The 19010-nt window shown below is 62.3% G+C and carries 18 protein-coding genes and 1 pseudogene; 8 read left to right on the top strand and 11 right to left on the bottom strand.

Going from position 1 to position 19010, the window contains the following annotated elements:
• Positions 1 to 168 precede the first annotated feature (168 nt).
• A complete protein-coding gene (locus KJQ96_RS09580; protein WP_213286399.1) occupies positions 169 to 825 on the bottom strand; it encodes a glutathione S-transferase family protein in 657 nt (218 codons plus the stop codon).
• Positions 826 to 928: 103 nt separating this feature from the next.
• On the opposite strand from KJQ96_RS09580, the gene KJQ96_RS09575 reads away from it, so the two are divergent.
• Positions 929 to 1606, top strand: coding sequence for a DUF599 domain-containing protein (locus KJQ96_RS09575; protein ID WP_213286398.1), 678 nt, complete (start codon positions 929 to 931; stop codon positions 1604 to 1606).
• Positions 1607 to 1851: 245 nt separating this feature from the next.
• A complete protein-coding gene (locus KJQ96_RS09570; RefSeq protein ID WP_213286397.1) occupies positions 1852 to 2670 on the top strand; it encodes a phytanoyl-CoA dioxygenase family protein in 819 nt (272 codons plus the stop codon).
• 60 nt (positions 2671 to 2730) lie between these two features.
• Here the strand turns inward: KJQ96_RS09570 and KJQ96_RS09565 are convergent, their stop codons facing one another.
• The 4 genes from KJQ96_RS09565 to mgtE all read right to left on the bottom strand — a co-directional run bounded on the left by KJQ96_RS09565 (position 2731) and on the right by mgtE (position 6429).
• The gene (locus KJQ96_RS09565; RefSeq protein WP_309142390.1) at positions 2731 to 3426 is read right to left on the bottom strand and encodes a hypothetical protein; all 696 of its coding nucleotides are present in this window, start codon (positions 3424 to 3426) and stop codon (positions 2731 to 2733) included.
• A gap of 114 nt (positions 3427 to 3540) precedes the next feature.
• Positions 3541 to 4359 carry an aldo/keto reductase gene (locus tag KJQ96_RS09560; RefSeq protein ID WP_213286395.1) on the bottom strand — a complete coding sequence of 273 codons (819 nt, stop codon included), beginning with the start codon at positions 4357 to 4359 and terminating at the stop codon, positions 3541 to 3543.
• Between the two features lie 112 nt (positions 4360 to 4471).
• Complete coding sequence (locus KJQ96_RS09555; protein WP_213286394.1) at positions 4472 to 4849, bottom strand: DNA-binding transcriptional regulator; 378 nt, start codon at positions 4847 to 4849, stop codon at positions 4472 to 4474.
• A gap of 146 nt (positions 4850 to 4995) precedes the next feature.
• Positions 4996 to 6429, bottom strand: a complete 1434-nt coding sequence (gene mgtE / locus KJQ96_RS09550) for a magnesium transporter (RefSeq protein ID WP_213286393.1) — start codon at positions 6427 to 6429, stop codon at positions 4996 to 4998.
• 136 nt (positions 6430 to 6565) lie between these two features.
• On the opposite strand from mgtE, the pseudogene KJQ96_RS09545 reads away from it, so the two are divergent.
• Positions 6566 to 7329: pseudogene (locus KJQ96_RS09545) on the top strand (polysaccharide deacetylase family protein).
• 134 nt (positions 7330 to 7463) lie between these two features.
• A complete protein-coding gene (locus KJQ96_RS09540) occupies positions 7464 to 8801 on the top strand; it encodes a polysaccharide deacetylase family protein (RefSeq protein WP_213286392.1) in 1338 nt (445 codons plus the stop codon).
• 68 nt (positions 8802 to 8869) lie between these two features.
• Here the strand turns inward: KJQ96_RS09540 and KJQ96_RS09535 are convergent, their stop codons facing one another.
• Together KJQ96_RS09535 and KJQ96_RS09530 are read right to left on the bottom strand one after the other, a co-directional pair.
• Positions 8870 to 9244, bottom strand: a complete 375-nt coding sequence (locus tag KJQ96_RS09535; RefSeq protein WP_213286391.1) for a hypothetical protein — start codon at positions 9242 to 9244, stop codon at positions 8870 to 8872.
• Positions 9245 to 10619: 1375 nt separating this feature from the next.
• A complete protein-coding gene (locus KJQ96_RS09530; protein WP_213286390.1) occupies positions 10620 to 11045 on the bottom strand; it encodes a hypothetical protein in 426 nt (141 codons plus the stop codon).
• Between the two features lie 720 nt (positions 11046 to 11765).
• Between KJQ96_RS09530 and KJQ96_RS09525 the strand changes: the two genes are divergently transcribed.
• The gene (locus tag KJQ96_RS09525; RefSeq protein ID WP_309142389.1) at positions 11766 to 12143 is read left to right on the top strand and encodes a hypothetical protein; all 378 of its coding nucleotides are present in this window, start codon (positions 11766 to 11768) and stop codon (positions 12141 to 12143) included.
• 991 nt (positions 12144 to 13134) lie between these two features.
• Here the strand turns inward: KJQ96_RS09525 and KJQ96_RS09520 are convergent.
• Positions 13135 to 13533, bottom strand: a complete 399-nt coding sequence (locus tag KJQ96_RS09520) for a hypothetical protein (RefSeq protein ID WP_213286389.1) — start codon at positions 13531 to 13533, stop codon at positions 13135 to 13137.
• Positions 13534 to 13681: 148 nt separating this feature from the next.
• On the opposite strand from KJQ96_RS09520, the gene KJQ96_RS09515 reads away from it, so the two are divergent.
• From KJQ96_RS09515 to KJQ96_RS09505, 3 genes are all read left to right on the top strand, one after another.
• Positions 13682 to 14107 carry a hypothetical protein gene (locus tag KJQ96_RS09515; RefSeq protein WP_213286388.1) on the top strand — a complete coding sequence of 142 codons (426 nt, stop codon included), beginning with the start codon at positions 13682 to 13684 and terminating at the stop codon, positions 14105 to 14107.
• 63 nt (positions 14108 to 14170) lie between these two features.
• Positions 14171 to 14890 carry a phenylacetate--CoA ligase family protein gene (locus KJQ96_RS41980; RefSeq protein WP_375293154.1) on the top strand — a complete coding sequence of 240 codons (720 nt, stop codon included), beginning with the start codon at positions 14171 to 14173 and terminating at the stop codon, positions 14888 to 14890.
• Positions 14830 to 15030, top strand: coding sequence for a hypothetical protein (locus KJQ96_RS09505; protein ID WP_213286582.1), 201 nt, complete (start codon positions 14830 to 14832; stop codon positions 15028 to 15030). Before KJQ96_RS41980 ends, KJQ96_RS09505 begins: the two co-directional genes overlap by 61 nt.
• Before the next feature lie 721 nt (positions 15031 to 15751).
• On the opposite strand, the gene KJQ96_RS09500 is transcribed toward KJQ96_RS09505, so the two are convergent.
• From KJQ96_RS09500 to KJQ96_RS09490, 3 genes are all read right to left on the bottom strand, one after another.
• Entirely contained in the window at positions 15752 to 16873 is a 1122-nt protein-coding gene (locus tag KJQ96_RS09500; protein ID WP_213286386.1) for a cysteine desulfurase family protein, read from the bottom strand.
• A gap of 81 nt (positions 16874 to 16954) precedes the next feature.
• Positions 16955 to 18244: an MFS transporter gene (locus KJQ96_RS09495; RefSeq protein WP_213286385.1), complete on the bottom strand. Its 1290-nt coding sequence runs from the start codon at positions 18242 to 18244 to the stop codon at positions 16955 to 16957.
• Positions 18245 to 18248: 4 nt separating this feature from the next.
• Positions 18249 to 18989: an MBL fold metallo-hydrolase gene (locus KJQ96_RS09490; RefSeq protein ID WP_213286384.1), complete on the bottom strand. Its 741-nt coding sequence runs from the start codon at positions 18987 to 18989 to the stop codon at positions 18249 to 18251.
• Between the last annotated feature and the right edge of the window lie 21 nt (positions 18990 to 19010).

Here is a 19010-nt window from a genome sequence, read left to right as displayed (position 1 = left end):
AAATTCTGCATGTTTTTCAGGGCGATAAAGGCCAATCCAGGGGGTTCCCGGTTATCCGCCTACCCGGCATCGAAGCCGTTTTTCCCAAAATCGGACAGCCCGGCGGCAGATTGATCGAGGGCTGCAAGCCGCGGGCGGAGCTGCAGACCCCGCCGGCCCGGCGCGTCGTCAGACCGTCTCGAACCGATCGATGACAAGCGTTTCGGCAAGGCCGGCGCGGGTCCATTCCTGGAATGCCGGCAACGACATCATCGCATCGAAATAGTGCCTCGCCTCGTCCGTCACTTCGATCGCATAGGTGCGGAAGCGATGCACCACCGGCGCAAACATCGCGTCTGCCCCGCCGAACGCGCCGAACAGGAACGGTCCGTCCTTGCCGTAACGGCGATGACAATCGGACCAGATCTCCTGAATGCGCGCCACATTGGCGCGTGCATCGTCCGACAGATCGACGGCACCGATCGGACGGTGCAGGTTCATGCCGCATTCGTTGCGCAGCGGCATGAATCCCGAATGCATTTCCGCCGAAATCGAACGCGCATGCGCCCGGCGGGCGCGGTCTTCCGGCCACAGCTTCGCCTGCGGGTATTTCTCGGCGAGATACTCGATGATTGCGAGCGAATCCCACACCGTGACATCGCCATCGATCAGCGTCGGCACCTTGCCCGAATCCGAAAAGCTCAGGATTCGGTCCTTGTCCGCCTTGTCGTTGGTGTAGAGCGGGATGAACACCTCCTCAAAGGGGATGTTATTGGCGCGCAGCGCCAGCCATGGCCGCATCGACCATGATGAATAGTTCTTGTTGCCGATGACCAGTTTCAACATTTGCGGGGGAAATCCTGTTGGGATCGGCATCTTGCCATAGTGCACGGCACCCGTCCAACCTGTACATCACGATCACGCAAGCCATCATCGGGGATGCCGCCACATGGGCGCCTATTGGGTCGATATCGCCGCCGTCGCCTTCTTCGTCGTCGAGTGGCTGGCCTATGGCTTCACGCTCGAACACACGGCTTACGGCCGCGACAGCCTGTCGGCGCGTATGAATGCCTACCGCGAGGTCTGGGTGCGCAACATGCTCGATCGCGAGGCACGCATGGTCGACATGCAGATCATGGCCTCGCTGCAAAACGGCACCGCCTTCTTCGCCTCCACCAGCCTGATCGCGATCGGCGGCGCGCTGGCGCTGCTGCGCGCGACCAACGATGCATTGGCCGTGTTTCGCGAGCTGCCGGTCGATCTCACCCCCTCGCCCGCGCTGTGGGAGATCAAATGCGTCGGGCTGATCCTGATCTTCATCTACGCCTTCTTCAAATTCGCCTGGTCATACCGTCTGTTCAACTATGTCGCGATCCTGCTCGGCGCGATGCCGCCCTCGTCACAGCGCGACACGGCGGAAGCAGAAGCCCATGTCATGCGCACGACGCGCCTGTTCGAGGCGGCAGGGCGGCATTTCAACCGCGGCCAGCGCGCGTTCTTCTTCGCACTCGGCTATCTCGGCTGGTTCGTCAGCCCCTGGGTGTTGCTGATCACGACCGCACTCGTCGTGATCGTGACCTGGCGGCGGCAGTTCGCCTCGAACGCCTGGCAGGCGATGGGGAACTGACGAGCCGGTGGACTTTATTGATGCCTCAATACGCCTGTGCTATTTCTCCGCCACCATGATGATGATCCGCATCTTCAATATCGCTTCGGCCTTTTTCCTCAGCCACTAACGGCTTGCCCGCGCCGGCGGGCGGAAACGAGCGCGTCTGTGCCGTTTTCGGCGCCAGCGCGATTCAATGACCGAATGACCCGACCCGTTCTCGCTGCGCGCGATGATGCTGGCTGGCCAAGCGATATGAGGATTTCATGCCTTCTAATGCAATTCGACACGTGCGCGCGCTCAGCGACGCACAACTGAATCAGTTTGTTCAAGACGGGTTTGTCCGACTGGACAACGCTTTCCCCGAGCAGCTTGCCGCGGAAGCCTGCGCCATTCTCTGGCGCGACACCGGATGCGATCCCTTCGACAAGAAGACCTGGACGCGGCCGGTGATCCGGCTCGGCTATTACGGACAGGAGCCGTTTCGGAAAGCGGTGAACACACCGGTGCTCCACGCAACCTTCGATCAGCTCGTCGGAAGCGGCCGCTGGCGGCCGCGCGCCGACCTCGGCAGTTTTCCGGTGCGCTTCCCGCATGCCGAGGATCCCGGCGATACCGGCTGGCACGTCGACCTCAGCTTCCCTGGCCCGTCGGACGATCCAAGCGAGCGCAACGATTTCGCCTCGTGGCGAGTCAACGTGACATCGCGTGGCCGCGCGCTGCTGATGCTCTTCCTGTTTTCCGATATTGGCGAACTGGATGCGCCGACCCGTATCCGGGTGGGCTCGCACCTCGATATGGCGCGACTGCTCGAGCCTGCGGGAGAAGCTGGCATGTCGCACCTGATGCTCGCCGACGTGGCGGCCGAGCGTCCGGAAGCGCTTGCCGTCGGAAAGGCCGGCACGGTCTATCTATGTCATCCCTTCCTGATCCACGCCGCGCAACCGCATCGCGGTTCGAGGCCACGCTTCATGGCGCAGCCGCCCCTGCATCCGGCCGAACCTATCCGGCTCGAGCGGGAGGACGGCGAATATTCGCCGGTTGAAATGGCGATCCGGCGCGCGCTGCAGGAACATCCGGACTGAGAAGCGAACCGATGCCGCCCGGGTTGGGACTCCCGAACCGAGCGGCATTCGCGATAGTCGCTAGCCGCTCGTAAAATCCTGCGGCGTAAAGCTGAGGTCGAGCACCTTCCATTCGCCGTAGCGGTCTACCGGCAGCATGCCATAGGGCTGGCAGGCCGAAAGTGCGCGGATGGCGCCCTGCATCAGCAATGGCCCCTTCGTGGAGGCGCTGGCCTCAATCAGGATCGGTTCCGCGGCGAGCCTGCCGTCGGGCGTCATCAGGACACGCAGCTTGACCCTAACGTCGTCGGTGCCCGACAGCGAGGCCGGCAGTTTCGAGCAGGTCTTGAGTTGCCGCCGGAATTCCGCGATCAGCGTGCTCGAGATGTCGGCGGCTTCGGTCGCCGGCCCGTCGAAATTGTCGTCGTCCTTGTTGCGGGCTTGTGCCGGAGCTTGCGGCTGCAGCGAGAGGTCGGGCGGTAAACCCAGCAGCACCTGATACTTGATCGAGATATCCGGCTCGGGCGGCTTGTAGGCCGGCGCTGCCGATTGTGATGGCGGCGGTGGACTGGCAGCGGCAGGCGTTTCCAGCAGCGAGAAATCGGGCTGCGGGATTGGCGCCGGTTCCGACCTGGTCTCAGCGGCTTGCTGTTCGGCCGGCTTTGGCTGTTCGGGAATTTCCTGCGGCGTAACGATCTCGACCGGGACCTGCTCGGCGGTCACCGAGCCGAACGGATGCACCTCCGAAAACAGCAGGAACAGCGTCAGCAGCGACACATGTGCGACTGCCGACGCGGTGATCTCAGTAGGTATGATCCGCCGCGGCTCCATCGCACCGAAATGAGGTTTGTCTCTTACGGTCGCCAGAATAGCGTTCGGCGGTGCGGCTCCTCAATCCCATTTCGGCGCGAAGCCGAAATCGGTGAGCTGGCCGCCGGCGCTGCCCATGGCGGAAATCTCCTGCATGTCTTCGTCCGACAGCTCGAAATCGAAGATCTCGATGTTCTCCGAGAGCCGTTCGAGTTTCGAGGTGCGTGGAATTGCCGCCACGCCCTGCTGCACCATCCAGCGCAGGCAGATTTGCGCCGCCGTCTTGCGATAGCGGTCACCAATCCGCTGCATCGCGCGATCGCTTTTGATGCGCCCCTTGGCGACGGGGCTATAGGCCACCAGCGCCATGCCGTGACGTGCGCAAGCCTCCCTTACCTTGGTCTGGTCGAGATAGGGATGGTACTCGACCTGGTCGCAGACCAGCGGTTCCGGGCATGCCGCCACCGCCTCCTCGATCAAGGCCACGGTGAAATTGGACACGCCGATATGGCGGGCGAGGCCCTGCTGCCTGACCCGTGCCAGCGCGCCCAGCGTCTCGACCAGCGGCACCTGCGGGTTCGGCCAGTGCAACAGCAACAGATCGACCTCGGTCAGGCGCAGCCGCACCAGGCTTTCCTTGGCGGAACGTTCCAGGTCATGGGGCGCGAAATGCGAGGGCCAGACCTTGGTGGTGAGAAAAACCTGATCGCGCTTCACGCCCGCAGCCCGCAGCCCCTCGCCGACCTCGCGTTCATTGTCATACATCTGTGCGGTGTCGATGTGGCGATAGCCGAGCCGCAATGCCTGCTCGATGATCCGCGCGCAGGTGCGTCCGCGTAATTCCCAGGTACCCAGCCCGATCGCCGGAATTTTTGCGCCATTGGCTTCGACAAACAGCATTGGTTGTATCCGCGGACCGTTCCCATTATGGGCTGCGGAAACAGTCGTGCCAGCAGATGGCGTTTCGAGCGGAGCGAATTCCGGTACGCGTGAGAAACGCACCAAATAAGCGCTAGGCGGACTCCGGTTCCGTGGCCAGCGCGGCGAAAACGGTTTCCGGCGAATGGGCGATCACCGCGAGCAGCGCCCGCGCAGGCCCGCGCGGCACGCGCTTGCCCTGCTCCCAGTTCCGGATGGTTTCGACGGGCACGCCGAGCCGCGCCGCGAATTCGATCTGGGTCAGGCAGGCGCGACGACGAAGGTCGCGCACGGCAGGCAGTGCGGCGGTTTCGCTCGGCGCGCCGGGCATGACGGTCACGGTTGAAGGCTGCGCCGGCGCGAGCCCGGGCATCGCCAGCGCGAGCCCGGGCATCGTCGGCACGAGCGGGAACTCCTGCCCGTCACGCAGTTCGACGATCCGCCCGTCCGCTTTCAGCCGCAACCGCTGCATGTTGACCTCGTGCGCCTACATCATCGGCGAAGCGCCTTAAGGTCGGATTAACGATAAATGAGACGTCGTTTCGACGCGTTTTCTTCACGCGAACCGGAATCCACCCCGGATCAAGTCCGGGCAGGCTTTCGCTTGAAAACGCTACGCTACTTCAGTCCGAACCACAGCGTGGCGATGCCGAGAAACGAGAAGAAGCCGACCACGTCGGTAATCGTCGTGACGAAAGTTCCCGACGCCACCGCCGGATCGGCGCGCACCCGATCCAGCACCATCGGGATCAGGATGCCGCCGAGCGCGCCGGCCACCAGGTTGCAGATGATGGCGAGGCCGATCACGACGCCCAGGCCGGGGATCTTGAACCATGCCACCGCAGCGACGCCCGTGATGACGGCAAAAGCGAGACCGTTGACGAGGCCGACCATCGCCTCGCGCAGGACGACGCGGAAGGCGTTGTTGGAACCGAGTTCGCGGGTCGCCAGCGCCCGCACCGCTACCGTCATGGTCTGGGTCGCGGCATTGCCGCCTTGGCTCGCCACGATCGGTGCGAGCACGGCGAGCGCCACCATCTTCTCGAGCTGACCCTCGAACAGGCCGAGCACGGAGGACGCCAGAAACGCGGTCGCCAGATTGACCAGGAGCCAATTGAATCGGCCGCGTGCGATGGTCCAGACATTGTCGGACAATTCTTCGTCGCTGGTGACGCCGCCGAGCGCCTTCAGGTCTTCATCGGCCTCTTCCTCGATGACGTCGACGACGTCGTCGATGGTGATGACGCCGACCAGCCGGTTGGTCGTGTCGACGACGGGGGCCGCAACCAGATTGTACTTGCCGAACATCCGCGCGACCTCTTCCTGGTCGTCGAGCACGGAGACGCGGCGACGGTCTTCCTCGATCAGGTCGACAAGCGGCACCGGGCGGCGTGCCCGCAACAGCGTGTCGAGCGAAACCGCACCCTGCCAGTGCTGTTCGGAATCGACCGCGTAGATCTCGTAGAAGCGGTCAGGCAGATCGGGCGTGTCGCGCATGTAGTCGATCGCCTGCCCGACCGTCCAATCCGGCGGCACCGAGATAAACGCGGTCTGCATCCGGCGGCCGGCGGAATTTTCCGGATAGAGCAGCACGCGCTCGATCGCGACGCGTTCGGGCGGCGGCAGCCTTTCGAGGATCTCTTCCTGGTCCTCCTCGTCGAGGCCCTGGAGCAACTGGACGGCGTCGTCGGACTCCAGTTCGCGAACGCCCTCGGCAACCGTTTCCGGCTCGAGCTCCTCGAGGATCTCCTCGCGGACAGCGTCGTCGACCTCGTTGAGCGCCGAGAAGTCGAAATCGGTGCCCGTGATCTCGACGAGGGTGACGCGGTCTTCGGGCTCGAGGGCCGCGATCAAATCGCCGAGATCGGCCTCGTGTAGTTCCGCCACCACCTCGCACAACAACGGCCGGTCGGCAGCATGGATGGCGCGCGTAATCTCCTCGACAAACTCGCGTCGGAGCTGCCCCTCCTCGTCCCGCATCAGGAGATGGTCGAGCACGGAGCGTTGCGCTGACCGCGCCTCGGCTTGGGCAACGTCGATATTCTCGGCCATGCCGCGCCTCGCCGGTTTGACAGATGAAAGAGAACTTGCCTGAGTTACGCTGCACGCTTACCCAATCGGCAACACCGAGCGCAATGCCAAATATGTCCAACCGCAAATGACCCGACATTTCAGCGCGGCACCGTTCATGGCGGCCGCGGCATTCATGACCTTCGTTGCGGCGGCGACGGCTGCCGAATGTCCCCGCAAGGACGCACTCGGCATCTCACGCGTTCTCGCAGTGGACGCAGCTACCTACCCGCGCGTGGGCCTCAAGAGCTTTCCACAGACGCTTCCGCTGGAAGACCACGAGGTGGTGCTGACCTTCGACGACGGACCGTGGCGGCCGACGGACCAGAAGATACTGCCGGCACTGGCGCAGGAATGCGTGCGCGCCACCTTCTTCCTGCTCGGAAGGCGCGCCTCCGAACATCCCGAACTGGTGCGAAGAATGGCCGCCCAGGGCCATACTATCGCGCACCACACCTGGACCCACCACAATCTCAAATACATGAAGCCGGAGGCTGCCATCGGCGAGATCGACAAGGGCATCGCGGCGGTCGAAACGGCGCTGCACGGCACGGCTACCACGACCCCAACCACGCCGTTCTTTCGCTTCCCCTATTTTGAAATGACGCCCGCCACGCTGGAGACCTTGCAAAGCGCGGCATCGCCGTGTTCGGCGCCGATCTATGGGCCAGCGATTGGAATCATATGACGCCGGAGCAACAGTTGAAACTGCTCACCGACCGGCTGCAAATTGCCCGCAAGGGCATCATCCTGCTGCACGATCCGAAGGCGAAGACCGCTTCGATGCTGCCGGCCTTTCTGCGCTACCTCCGCGACAACCACTACCGCGTGGTCCACCTCGTCCCGGCAGATGCCAAAACCGTGTCCGGCAAGGCACATTAGAGCCAAAATCGGCATGAAGTTCAGTCGATTAAAGCACGATTCATCGCGTCTCGTGTAAGCATGGCCCGCCTGAAGAAAGATTGGACCTTGGTGCTGGTCGTCAGGACCAAGGGTTGGAATGAAGCCGGTGTTCAATGATTGTTAGCGTACTCGAAGGCCTCCGAGCGCGGCCCTGGGCCGCTTTCTGCATGGGAGCGCTGGCCTGCCTCACCGTGCAAACAGCCTCCGCCGCCGAGTGCCCCGGTCATCGCGACGCCATCGGCACATCACGCACCATCGTGGTCGATCCGCGCGCCCATCCCATCATCGGCACCATGCAATACCGCAAGACGCTGCCACTCGAAGACCGTGAGGTGGTGCTGACTTTCGACGACGGACCGCTGCCGAAATACAGCGACCAGATTCTCGATATTCTCGCCGCCCACTGCGCGAAGGCGACCTTCTTCCTGGTCGGGAGCCAGGCCAACGCCAGTCCGGAAGGCGTGCGCAAGGTGCGCGATGCCGGCCACACGGTCGCCACCCACACCCAGAATCATCCGGCCGGCATGGATCGCCTACCGTTCGACCGCTCCAAACAGGAGATCGAACAAGGCATCGCATCGGTGACCGCGGCGCTCGGTGACGGCACCGCACCCGCGCCGTTCCTGCGCATTCCCGGCCTGCGCCGCACCGACGAGATCGAGGAATTCGCCGCTTCCAAGGGACTTCAGCTCTGGAGCGCCGATTTCCCGGCCGATGACTGGCGCGATGTGTCGGCCAATCGCGTCTATGAGCTCGCGATGCAGCGGCTTGAGCGAAAGGGCAAGGGCATCCTGCTGCTGCACGACATTCAGCCGCGCACCGTCACGGCGCTGCCGAGAATCCTGAGCGAACTGAAAGCGCGCGGCTATCGCATCGTCCATGTGGTGCCGGCGACGCCGGAGCGGCCGGCGACGCCGACTGAGCCGCAGCAATGGCAGTTGCATCCGCCGTCGGAAGTGGTGGCGATTTCGCGCTGGCCGAAGGTCTCGAAATTCGCTGCCGCCGGCCCCGCCGCGCTGCCCGTCCCGGCCTTGTCCAATCTCGACTGGCACACGGCCGATCTTGGTGCGCACGCCCGGCGACGCGGGCGCGGTGTACCCTTGTCACCGGCGACGCCGTGGCCGCGCCAGATGAGTTTGCCGCCGGTCGGCACGTTGGCCGCGCTGCCGATTCCGGCGGAGAGTATTTACAATATCCCGGAATCGACGCGCGTCGCCACGCTGGCCTTGTCCGCGCGGCGGACGACGTCGATTGCGCAAGCTCGGTCGACGGAGGTCTCCTCGGCAAGGCTCGCCGGGAAATCCCGTCGCCACGACCGCGCAGCGACCGCTCAGCCGCCGGTACCCGCCGGACAGACCGTGCAGGCGCCGGAGGGCGCCAGCGGGACCGCGCCGAAGCCTGCACAAGCCAAGCGGCGGTCGGTTCGCGTTGCGGGCTTGAAAAAGCGCTGATCGGCCGTGGTCCCGCCGATCCGTTTTCCTGACGTCGGGCACCGCTCGCCCGCCATTGCGACAAAGGCTCAACTGGCCACGATCTTGGCAATGCAGAGCAGGATGACGATGGCGAGAAACAGCAGGTCGATATAGGCCTTGATCTCGCCGGCCTGGCGAAGCCCGCTGACTTCGGCGATCACCTGCTTGCGCGTAGACGTCGAACTCGGCCCCTCGCCCAGCGCCGCCACCAAACGGCGGGCCTCCAGTTCCAGCCGTTCGATGCGCTGGAAGAAGTGAAACGACCGCAGCGCAGAGGCCGCATGCATGCCGGCATAGACCAGCACGAGAACCGCGACGAGGACGCGATGCTGGTACTTTTCGAGGAAATTCAGAGCAAAATAGACCAGCGCCAGGAACACGAAGTTGGAGAGGAATCGATAGGCGTAGCTCAGAAATAGCATTCATGTGCTCCGGATGGGCTGACATGCCGAACCGCGGTCAGAGAGCCGGAATCACCGGCAAGGCTGGTTCAGTTTACGCGAACGATGCGACATCAGGGCAGCAACCATCACCTGGCACCAAAAGGAATCGCGCGGCCGTGTCCTTGCGGACACGCGCCTTCTCCTTCAGCCGTCGGCATAAGGTCTAAACGGCGCCGTTCGGTGCATCGGCGGCTCCGAATCACCTCAGCAAGAATGACTTAAGGGTGCGGACAAGACGAATCCTTGTTCCCACAGTCCGCTTGGCGCGGCCAAGGAGAGCCCGACGAAGAAGAAAGAGCGAGAATGACGGCTTCACCGCTCAGGCAAATACACAACTGGGAGCGGTAGTTTCAAGTAGCTCAGCGCTCCGCCATCCTCGAGGCCGGGAAACGGCCCGAGCACCGCGAAGCGCTAAGCACTAATGGATGGCTGATAAGATCCTCGCGCATCTCATAGCCTTTCCGGGCGCATGCCGCCTTTCGACATGTGAGGTGTTGTCGGCCAAGCCGGCTGCCTTTACCTCTTCATTTTTCGCTTCGTTTCTTCGTCCGGCGTATTAGGGCCGCCGCCGCCGGCGCTACCGGAAGGGCCACCAGCCGCTCCGCTTGTGCCCGTTCCACCCGCGTCGGCTCCGCCCGTGCCCGCGCCTGCCGCTCCCCCAGTGCCCGCCGCACCGCCGGCACCCCCACCGGTGCCCGCACCTGCGCCTGCGCCAGCGCCCCCGGCTCCTCCGGCTCCTCCGGCTCCGCCACCTTGAGCGAGAGCCAACGTTGAGCCGAGCGCAAAGAACAACGCTACTATGATCGCTAGTACTTTCATGATCGTCTCCTTGGTAGCTGTGCAAGCCCGGGAAATTTGCAGACGCTGTTTTCGTTCCAATTTTTACTGCGGCCAAATGCGCGAGCGGCTCTATGGCGCGATAGGAACCTTTCTTCGCGCGGAGCCTGGGCGACAGCAATGATCGCGTGGCGCGACGCAGATGGCCGGCACTTTGGTTCCGCCACAGTGGCTGCCGATCGAACGTGCTCGGGCGTCGCTCGTGCACGTTGGACGGAATGCGTGAGACGGCACGTGGGCTAGTTAAGGGAATACGTCCTAGACAGGATGGAGCTGCCGGCTGGAAGGCACTAAGACCTCTCCGAGCAACTGCCGTGCGGCCACCGCAGTGCCGCTGCTGGCACGTCGGCTAGTACAAAGAGAACCCGTCATTTGCGACGGGTGCGAGTCTAGGGAGGAGTACAGAATAAGCTGATTCGCGGCACCCGCGTGTGCCGCATTTCACACACACTATTCAAAAACAAGTCTTCCCGTCGGGACGACAAAGCTGGTCGATGTTCCGGATAGCTCAACGCGGCTATGGTTTGCCTTCGATCATCTTGAGTTTGACGGTCTCGCAGGTCTTCCGAACCTGTTCTGTGAAGATCGAGCATTCCTCGATGCGCTTGAAAATCTTCTTGGCTTCTTCACGATACGAGGCCGCAGTGTCGCGCATGAAGGCAATGGCATTATGCACTTCGGCGGTCATTGCCTCGCATCTCTTCGCCGCACTGATCAGTTCTGCTCCCATGGCTTCGATCTCCTTGGCAGCGGCTTCATAGTCACGCACCACGGCCTCGGCTGTGAGCGCGCCGACGCGCGTGACGCCCTCTTCATGCTCGACGTAGTCCGGCATCGGCCCCGATGGAGCCGCCCTGATCACAGGAAGGCTCCCTACGACATCTTCTTCAAGCTTGGCCAAATCCAGCGGCGCAGTTTTGTGAAGTCGTTCGATACTCGCCATCGGTCATTCTCCATCACTCGATGAAAAACCCCAGCGCATGGAGCATGGCGACCGATTCGTGGCGAAATCCCGCATGGAAGAAAGCAACGAAAGGGCAGACGTGTGAATGCAAGGACCGTGGGATGGTGCCGGGTCGCTTCTGTTCATCCGAAGCGGCACTGGCTAACGCATTAACCATGCCGGCGCATCAAGCTGCGCGTGGCCCACGCTTAATGCGCATTTAACAGTTTTGCATCATGGATTGAGGATCAGCGCAAACTCCTTCAAGCCGCAAGAATTGCGGGCAGCACTCAACCTCTTCAGGAGGATCGATTGAGGACGCTCCTTATTTGCGCGCTGGCTGTCGCCTTGGTCGGTTGCAGCAGCCAACCACCAACACAGCCATCCTGCGTCGGCATGAATCCGTTAGCCTGTCTGACCGCGGTTCATGTGCCGATCGAACCTGAGTCGTATGAGAGCGATTCTGCCGCAACGAAACCGTCCGCCGTCGCCTTGCGTGGCGACAGGCCGCCCCGATCTCACGCGGACCACGCGGTCCGTCGAACACCCAAGCCAATCAAGGTCGCGGCGAAAGCTGCCGTTCCCATACCGGTTCCTTCGCCGCAAGCGAACCAGCAAACGACGGGCAACGTCGTTGCTTCCCAAGCGCCTCCAGTAAGCGCCAGCGATTTGCATCCAACGACTGACGTTCCGCCAAGCCGAACGACAGAGCAGCAAGTGGTGGCCGCCTCTGCCGCCGCGGCGCGAATGTCGGTCCCGACATTGGATGCGTCGCTGGACGCGCTTGTGGCCGTGCTCGTGACAGGTCCCGACGTCAAGTCGGTCCCCGACCTGGCCGGCAAGACAATTGCGATCGACGATAGATATTCCGAGTCGTCGATCAGCCGCGTCAGGACCGCGATGGCGGCAGCGGGTGCGCCCGACGTCCAACTGAGCAAAGGTCAAACCACTGCGGTCAGTCGGCTGGTCGGCAAAGAAGTTCCGGCCGCGGTCGTCGGGTTGGTCTCTACCCGCGCCGCGGACAGCTTTCCTGATATAGCGCGATACAAGACGTTCCAAATCCCGCTCAAACCTCGACCGAGCCCGGCCAGGCTGTGACGGGTTTGCCCCTTGCACCCCGTAACAGGATGCGGGCCGCGGAGCCGAAAACCTAACAAAACAAGGCTGATCTTTTAAGTTGGCGCGCTCGGATCGCGGAGAAGATCCTTGTAACTTCAATAGCTTACCGAGATGGGTGAAGGAGCAAGGTGCATTTCGGACCTACAGGTGCTTTTCAGGCCCTTGGTGTGTGTTGCTTGCCGCCCGCCCGTTGTAGGGACGGGCACGCCTGCCACCGCGCGCCGGTCCTCATTGATCAGGATCTGTCGCCCGGCTTCTCCGGACAGCGTGCTCAGATCATCAGATCAGCCACCATAGGCGTCTCAAGCGTCCCTGCGATCCCGAGCGCACATCGCGCTGCGGCCAGCGCAGGATTCCACTAATCGCGCTGAACGCGACCAGTAATAGAGACGGCGCCGCGCCAAGCGGTGAGCAGCGCGAAGCCGACGAGCGCTTATGCCGAAATCCCGCGGATGGGTGGACGGCGCTCGTACATGCTGGCTTGTACAGCGCGGCGCCCAAGAGACCCACGGGCGTGGCATTGACGCCCCGCCTTCATCGCCTGGGCGCTCGCACCCGATTACTCGTCCGGGACAGAGCTGCGCATAATTCCCGTGCAGATGGATATTTTGCTCAGCATCTAAAGGGCGGCGGCTGGTGACCGGGAGGGACGCCCCGACGCCAGACCCGGCACTCGCCAGGGGGTGGCAGATGACCCCGCGGGATCGGCCCGGCCTGACGGTACCGTCGCGGCGCGTAGTCGTCGTGCTGCCATCCGTATCCCCGCAACTGGCCCTTGCCGCTCTCGTCTTTCCAGGGATCGGCGGAGGCAGCATCAGTAACGAGCACCAGTGCGGCCACACATAATGCCGTGGAGACGAAAATCTTCATCCTGTTCCTACCGTTCTTGCGGCCACGTGAGCAACGCATGCCGAGCGCCGCTGTTCTGCGAGCACGTCTGTAAAGGTACCCCAACCCGCTTGCTTACCGATCAATAATACGGCGAAGGTCGCCGGTAGTAGCGCTGATCATAGTACGGTCGGCCATAACGATCCGGCATGTAGTACGGCGAATAATCTCGGTCGTACCGATAGCGAGGGGATCTGTAATACCCATAATAGTCTCCCGGATGGCGACGGAGCCGACGACCACGCCGCCCTTCTCCGCCTTCGCCGCCTTCACCGACGGTCACCAGCAGAGATTGTGCGGCATCCGGCACGACCAGAAATGTCGACGGTAGATTGCTTGAAAGCCTGACCGATCCCGATCCATCTCCGCCCTCTCCCGTCGTGAGAGGATCGAACTTCGCCGGATTTCCCGTCGCATCAGCGGCTGCTGACGCACTCGCAGTGAGAACGCCCAGTAAAGCCGCACCGATGATCATCTTCATAGCTGGCCTCTGCTGCCCCGCTAGTCTCACCTCACCCAACAAAGCAACCGAACAGGACCTTGACGGTTCCCGTACGCGCGGTCGATCATACGATGAGGTTGGCTCAGGCGGGCTGAACCTGACATGAACTGTCGCGAGAGTTCGTAGCATGCCCCTCTCCGTTAGCTCGACGATTGGCGGCATAGCGTGGCCAGGAGTCCCCGCCCCGAGCGGCGCCAGCCTCCTAGCTATTTTGTTCCAGCTCGAGCAGAGCCAATGGTGGTCTCCGCCTGAGACATCGAGAAAGCAGCGTGATCAGCTCAAGGTGCTGCTCGATCATGCCCGCGCTCACGTGCCGTTCTATCGCGAGCGGCTGCGGGACTTAGGCGAACTTCCGGCTGACGAGAGTTGGCATCAGGTCTGGCGGCGCATCGCTCCGCTCACCCGCGCGGAAATCCAGGCAGCCGACGCCACCGGCTCGATGATCACGGAAATGCTGCCGCCAGGACATGGAGAGTTGAGAGAAATCTATACGTCGGGGTCGACCGGCAAACCGATCCGCTCGGTCCGCACACAGCTCTGGGAGCTGATGTGAAGCGCATTCACAGTTCGCGACCATCTCTGGCATCGGCGTGATCTTGGCGGCGTCTTCGCAACCTTGCGCGAGAGCGGGCCGGGCAAAGCCCTCTATCCGGAGGGACTTCGGGCCGAAAGCTGGGGCTCCTCAAGCGCCACAATCCTCAAGACAGGTCCGTTGGTCAGTCTCAATGTTGCGACGCCAATCGAACAGCAGGTCGAATGGCTGCAGCGCCACAACCCCGATTACCTACTGACTCATCCAACCATTGTGCACCGGCTCGCTGATCATTGTCGCGAACAGGGTGTTCAGTTGCCACGCCTCAAGCAGGTTATCACCATAGCGGAGAACCTGAAGCCGGAGGTCCGAAGCGCAGTTCGCGAAGCATGGGGCGTGCCGCTCGTCGACATCTACTCGACACGGGAGATCGGGTACATCGCCCTGCAATGTCCCGATCACGAGCACTACCACATTCAATCGGAGCATGTTCTGGCTGAGGTCTTGAATGAGGCGGGCGAGCCCTGCGCGCCCGGCGAGGTCGGCAAACTCCTCGTTACCTCGCTGCACAATCTCGCCATGCCGCTTATCCGCTACGACGGAGACCATGTCGAGGTCGGTCAACCTTGCCCATGTGGACGTGGATTACCCGTAATCCAGCGGATCCTCGGCCGCACTCAGAATATGTTGGTCATGCCTTTGAACGACGCTGGCCACTGCTGTCATCAACCAACATTGCGACCATGCTGGAGATCGCACCCCAGATCAGGCAGTATCAGTTCCTCCAGAAGTCCCGCAATCTGATTGAGCTTCGGTTGGCAGTGCCGCATCCGCTCGCGACTGATGCGGAGACGTGTTTGGCCGAGTGGGTCCGAACAAAACTCGGTGCGCCCTTCACGGTGAGCTTTGCTTACTTCGATGAAATTCCCCGCACCGCTGCTTGAAAGTTCGAGGATTTTATTTGCGAGATTGACCGTTGAGACCATCGTGCTGAGAAGCGGTTGACGAAAGCCCATTCTGCGTCGACACGAACTATCGGCCGCGACGCCAGATACCAACGCTTTGTGCACGAGCCATTTCCTCCATTGCAAGCAGCTCAGGCGAGGCATTGGGGGAAGCTCGAGCGACGCCGGCCGCCTGTACAGCTCCAGCGATGTCCTCTCCGGCCGATCCAGCTTGCTCGACGAACAGCTTCACTTTGTGGCCAGCGCCAGAGACAATCAATCTGAAGGACGGCGAAGGTGAGGACAGACATCCAAATGAGCCGCAGTAAGGGTAGAACCAGCGCACATGAAGAAGCTGGTTGCTAAACTCTTGCGGCCACTGTTCGGCAGTCACTGGACGAAAAAACGCTTAACTATTTCAATGCAAAGCATGGGTTTCTGGTGCGCCCGCCTCTCGGCACACGCCTTCAAGTTCGGGCGCGCGTCTTAAAGTCAGGCGGCCGATTGGGACTGTTGTTCCGGACCAAGACCGATCCGGCAGCCGTCACATCGTTTCCGCCCGAGATCTATCGCTTTCCGGCGCTCGCCGAAGTGACGGCAGCTCTCGAACAAGCGGATCTGGATGTCCATGCTGGGAGCGATTGGACGAACGAGCCTGTCCTCCTGTTGGCGGAGAAACGCGGGGCTTTTGAATGGCATGTAACCAGCCGCACGCAAGCGATCAGGCCGACTCGATTCCGCCCAGACGTGCGACCACATCATCGATCTCGTCTGACGTGGTTGCCCTTCCCAAGCTGAAACGTATCGCTCCCATTCCAATTCTTTCGGGTACGCCCATCGCGGCGAGAACGGGCGAGAGCTCAATGTGCCCCGAATGGCACACCGAACCCGTGGATGCTGCGACACCGTGCAGCTCTCTCAGTATGTCCGCACCGATCCTGTCCACGAACGATACGTTGAGGGTGTTCGGCAAACGATGTATCGCATGGCCATTAAGCACGACACGATCGCCAAAACGATCCTGCAGTGCCTGCCAGAAGCGGTCACGTACCGACTGGATGCGCTCCATCGGTGCAATGTTCGTGGCCAGCACGCAGGCTGTCCCGAGCCCGACCGCCAGCAGTGCGCTCTCGGTCCCGGCACGACGCCCCATCTCATGGCCTGCGCCGTGGATCAACGGCTCCAGTTCGACGCCGCTCCGTACATAAAGTGCGCCGATGCCCTTGGGAGCGTAGAGCTTGTGACCTGCGATCGACAGCAGATCGACGCCGAGGTTGCCGACTTTGGTCGGTATCTTTCCGACCGACTGCGCCGCGTCAGTGTGAAAACGTATCCTCCGCTCCCGCGCGAGCGCGCCGATTTCCTCGATCGGCTGGATTGTGCCCACCTCGTTGTTAGCGTGGATGATGCTGATCAGGACCGTATGCGGGGTAATGGCGTGACGCACGTCCTCCGGATCGACCCGGCCCGTGCGATCGACCGGAAGGTAAGTGACCGCAGCGCCCAACCGTTCCAGAAACCGGCAGGGAGCAAGAACAGCGGGATGCTCGACGGCCGAGGTGATGATGTGCGCACCTTTGCGGTTCAGCGCGAAGAAGGTGCCCTTGATTGCCAAGTTGTTTGCTTCGCTGCCGCCGCTGGTGAAAACGATCTCGTCGGGCGCGGCCCCGAGCAGTGCGGCGACTTGGCCACGGGCTCGCTCCAGGGCGGCTTTTGCCGGCGCGCTGGCCCAATGTCCGCTGGATGGATTCCCAAACGCCTCGTCCAGGAACGGCCGCATTGCTGCCGCCACCGCTGGATCGATGGGCGTGCTCGCGTTGTAGTCGAGATAGATCGGGGGCATATCAGTGAGACTCACTTTGAAATTAGGGACGCTGCACTGCTCTGGATCTAGGATCGCTATGGCAGCGCAACGTCCGTCAATTCATTTTGTGACCGCTGCGGTGGTAGCGGCAGGTCCAGCGCCGGTCGCACCTTCGCGCATGAACACCGCAACGACGACGCCAGAAACGAACGTCAGCGCCGCGATCGAGATGATCGCCGCTGCGAGCCCGAATTGGTCGGCGATGATGCCGGCCGACAGCGCGCCGATCGCGTAGCCGAGATCGCGCCAGAATCGGTAAACGCTGAGCGAGCGGGCGCGCCAGCTCGGATGCGATGCGTCGGAGACCGCGGCGATCAGGCTGGGGTAGACCATCGCCGTGCCGAGACCGAGCAGGAGGCTCGCGACGAGCCACCACTCGAAATGACTGGTGGCGGCGGTCAGGAATAGGGCCGCCGCCTGAATCCACATGCCTCCCGCGATCAGGCCCTTGCGGCCCCAGCGGTCTGACAGCGGGCCGGTTGCGATCTGTAGAATGCCCCAGGTTGCCGGATAGACCGCCTTCAAGATGCCGATACGCTCGACCGTCAGTCCAAACGACACAAAGAACAGCGGGAAGATTCCCCAGCTCATGCCGTCGTTAAGGTTGTTGACGAGCCCGGCCTGCGAAGCGGCGAACAGGTTGCGATCTTTGAAAGAGCTGAGGAGGAAAACCTCCCTGAAGCTGATCGGAGCTGCCTGCCGCGCATGGCCCGCGGTCTCGAGCCGAACGTGATCGCGGGTGTCGCGCACCAGAAGGATCGAGAGCGTGGCGCCCAGGATCGCATAGACAACGCCGAGATAAATCGGCGCCGGACGCAGCCCATGCTCCGACGCAAGGTAGCCCGTGAGGAACGCGGTGACGCCAACGGCGAGGTAGCCGGCGAACTCGTTCAGGCCTACGGCCAGTCCGCGCGACTTCGGTCCGACAAGATCGATCTTCATGATGACCGTCATCGACCAGGCAAAGCCCTGGTTGATGCCGAGCAGGGCATTGGCGGCAATCACCCACTCCCAGCTTGGTGCCCAGATGATCATGAACGGCACCGGTAGCCCAACGAGCCAGCCCAGAATGAGAACGCGCTTGCGCCCCCAGATGTCGGCAAGCTGGCCGGAAACCAGGTTGGCGCAGGCCTTCACTACTCCGAAGCTGACGATGAACGAGACGACAAGCGTCGTCGAGCCGATTCTGAACTCCTCGGCGCCGATCAGCGGCACGACGGTTCGCTCGATTCCAACCATCCCGCCGACGAAGGCGTTGATCAGGACAAGCAAAGCGAATTGCGGCCAGTTCTCCTTCAGGCCGAGCCTGACTGATGAGGAAGCTTGTGAACTGGATACAGCTTCGCTCATCGGATCACGCAGCTTTAGCTGCGAGGCCTGAATTGACGGCCCTGATCTTCGCGGCCTCCGGCGGTGCCGGCGGAATCCCCGACACCATGAAGCGAATGAACTCGGCTTCATCCGCGATCATGAACGCCTGATTGTGCCGTTTCTCGAAGCCGATGGTCGACCATGGCTTGCCGCTGAGTCGCCGGCCGCAGACGGAGCCGGCATAGGCGCCCGCCAGCACCTCGACATCATCTGGAAGCTCCTTTAGCCGACGTGCGGTGCGGAACAACTGCTTCGCGCCTTCTTCGGCGCTCGTGGCAAGCTCGGTGCGGCCGAGATCGCCGACCATTAGCGTGTGGCCGCTCAGGACGAACCAGGGTTCCTCGCCGCGGGTGTGGTCGGTCACGAGAATGCAGATGTGCTCGGGCGTGTGGCGGGGTGTGTGCAGAACCTTGGCCGTAACGTTGCCAAGAGGAAGGATCTCTCCTTCGCGTACGCCCTTGAACGGAAACGCGACGCCTACCTCGGCCGAGAGCACATACGGCGCGTCGGCCGCCTCCGCGAGCGCCCGCCCAGTGGAGATATGGTCCGCGTGAACATGCGTGTCGATCACGAAGTTGATTTTCATGCCGGCATTTTCTGCGGCTTGGAGGTAAGGTTGGATATCGCCAACGGGATCAACCACCGCCGCCGTTGCCTTGCTGCCGCAGCCAAAAAGGTAGGAGATGCCGACGGGATCACGATGCAAGAATTGACGCAGGATCATGGGCTTGCACTCCCCTTTGAG

The organism is Bradyrhizobium sp. sGM-13 (assembly GCF_018398875.1).
In the GTDB taxonomy this organism is placed as follows: domain Bacteria; phylum Pseudomonadota; class Alphaproteobacteria; order Rhizobiales; family Xanthobacteraceae; genus Bradyrhizobium.
Note: the sequence above shows the minus strand (reverse complement) of the source record. Positions and strands in the feature narration are given on the sequence as shown.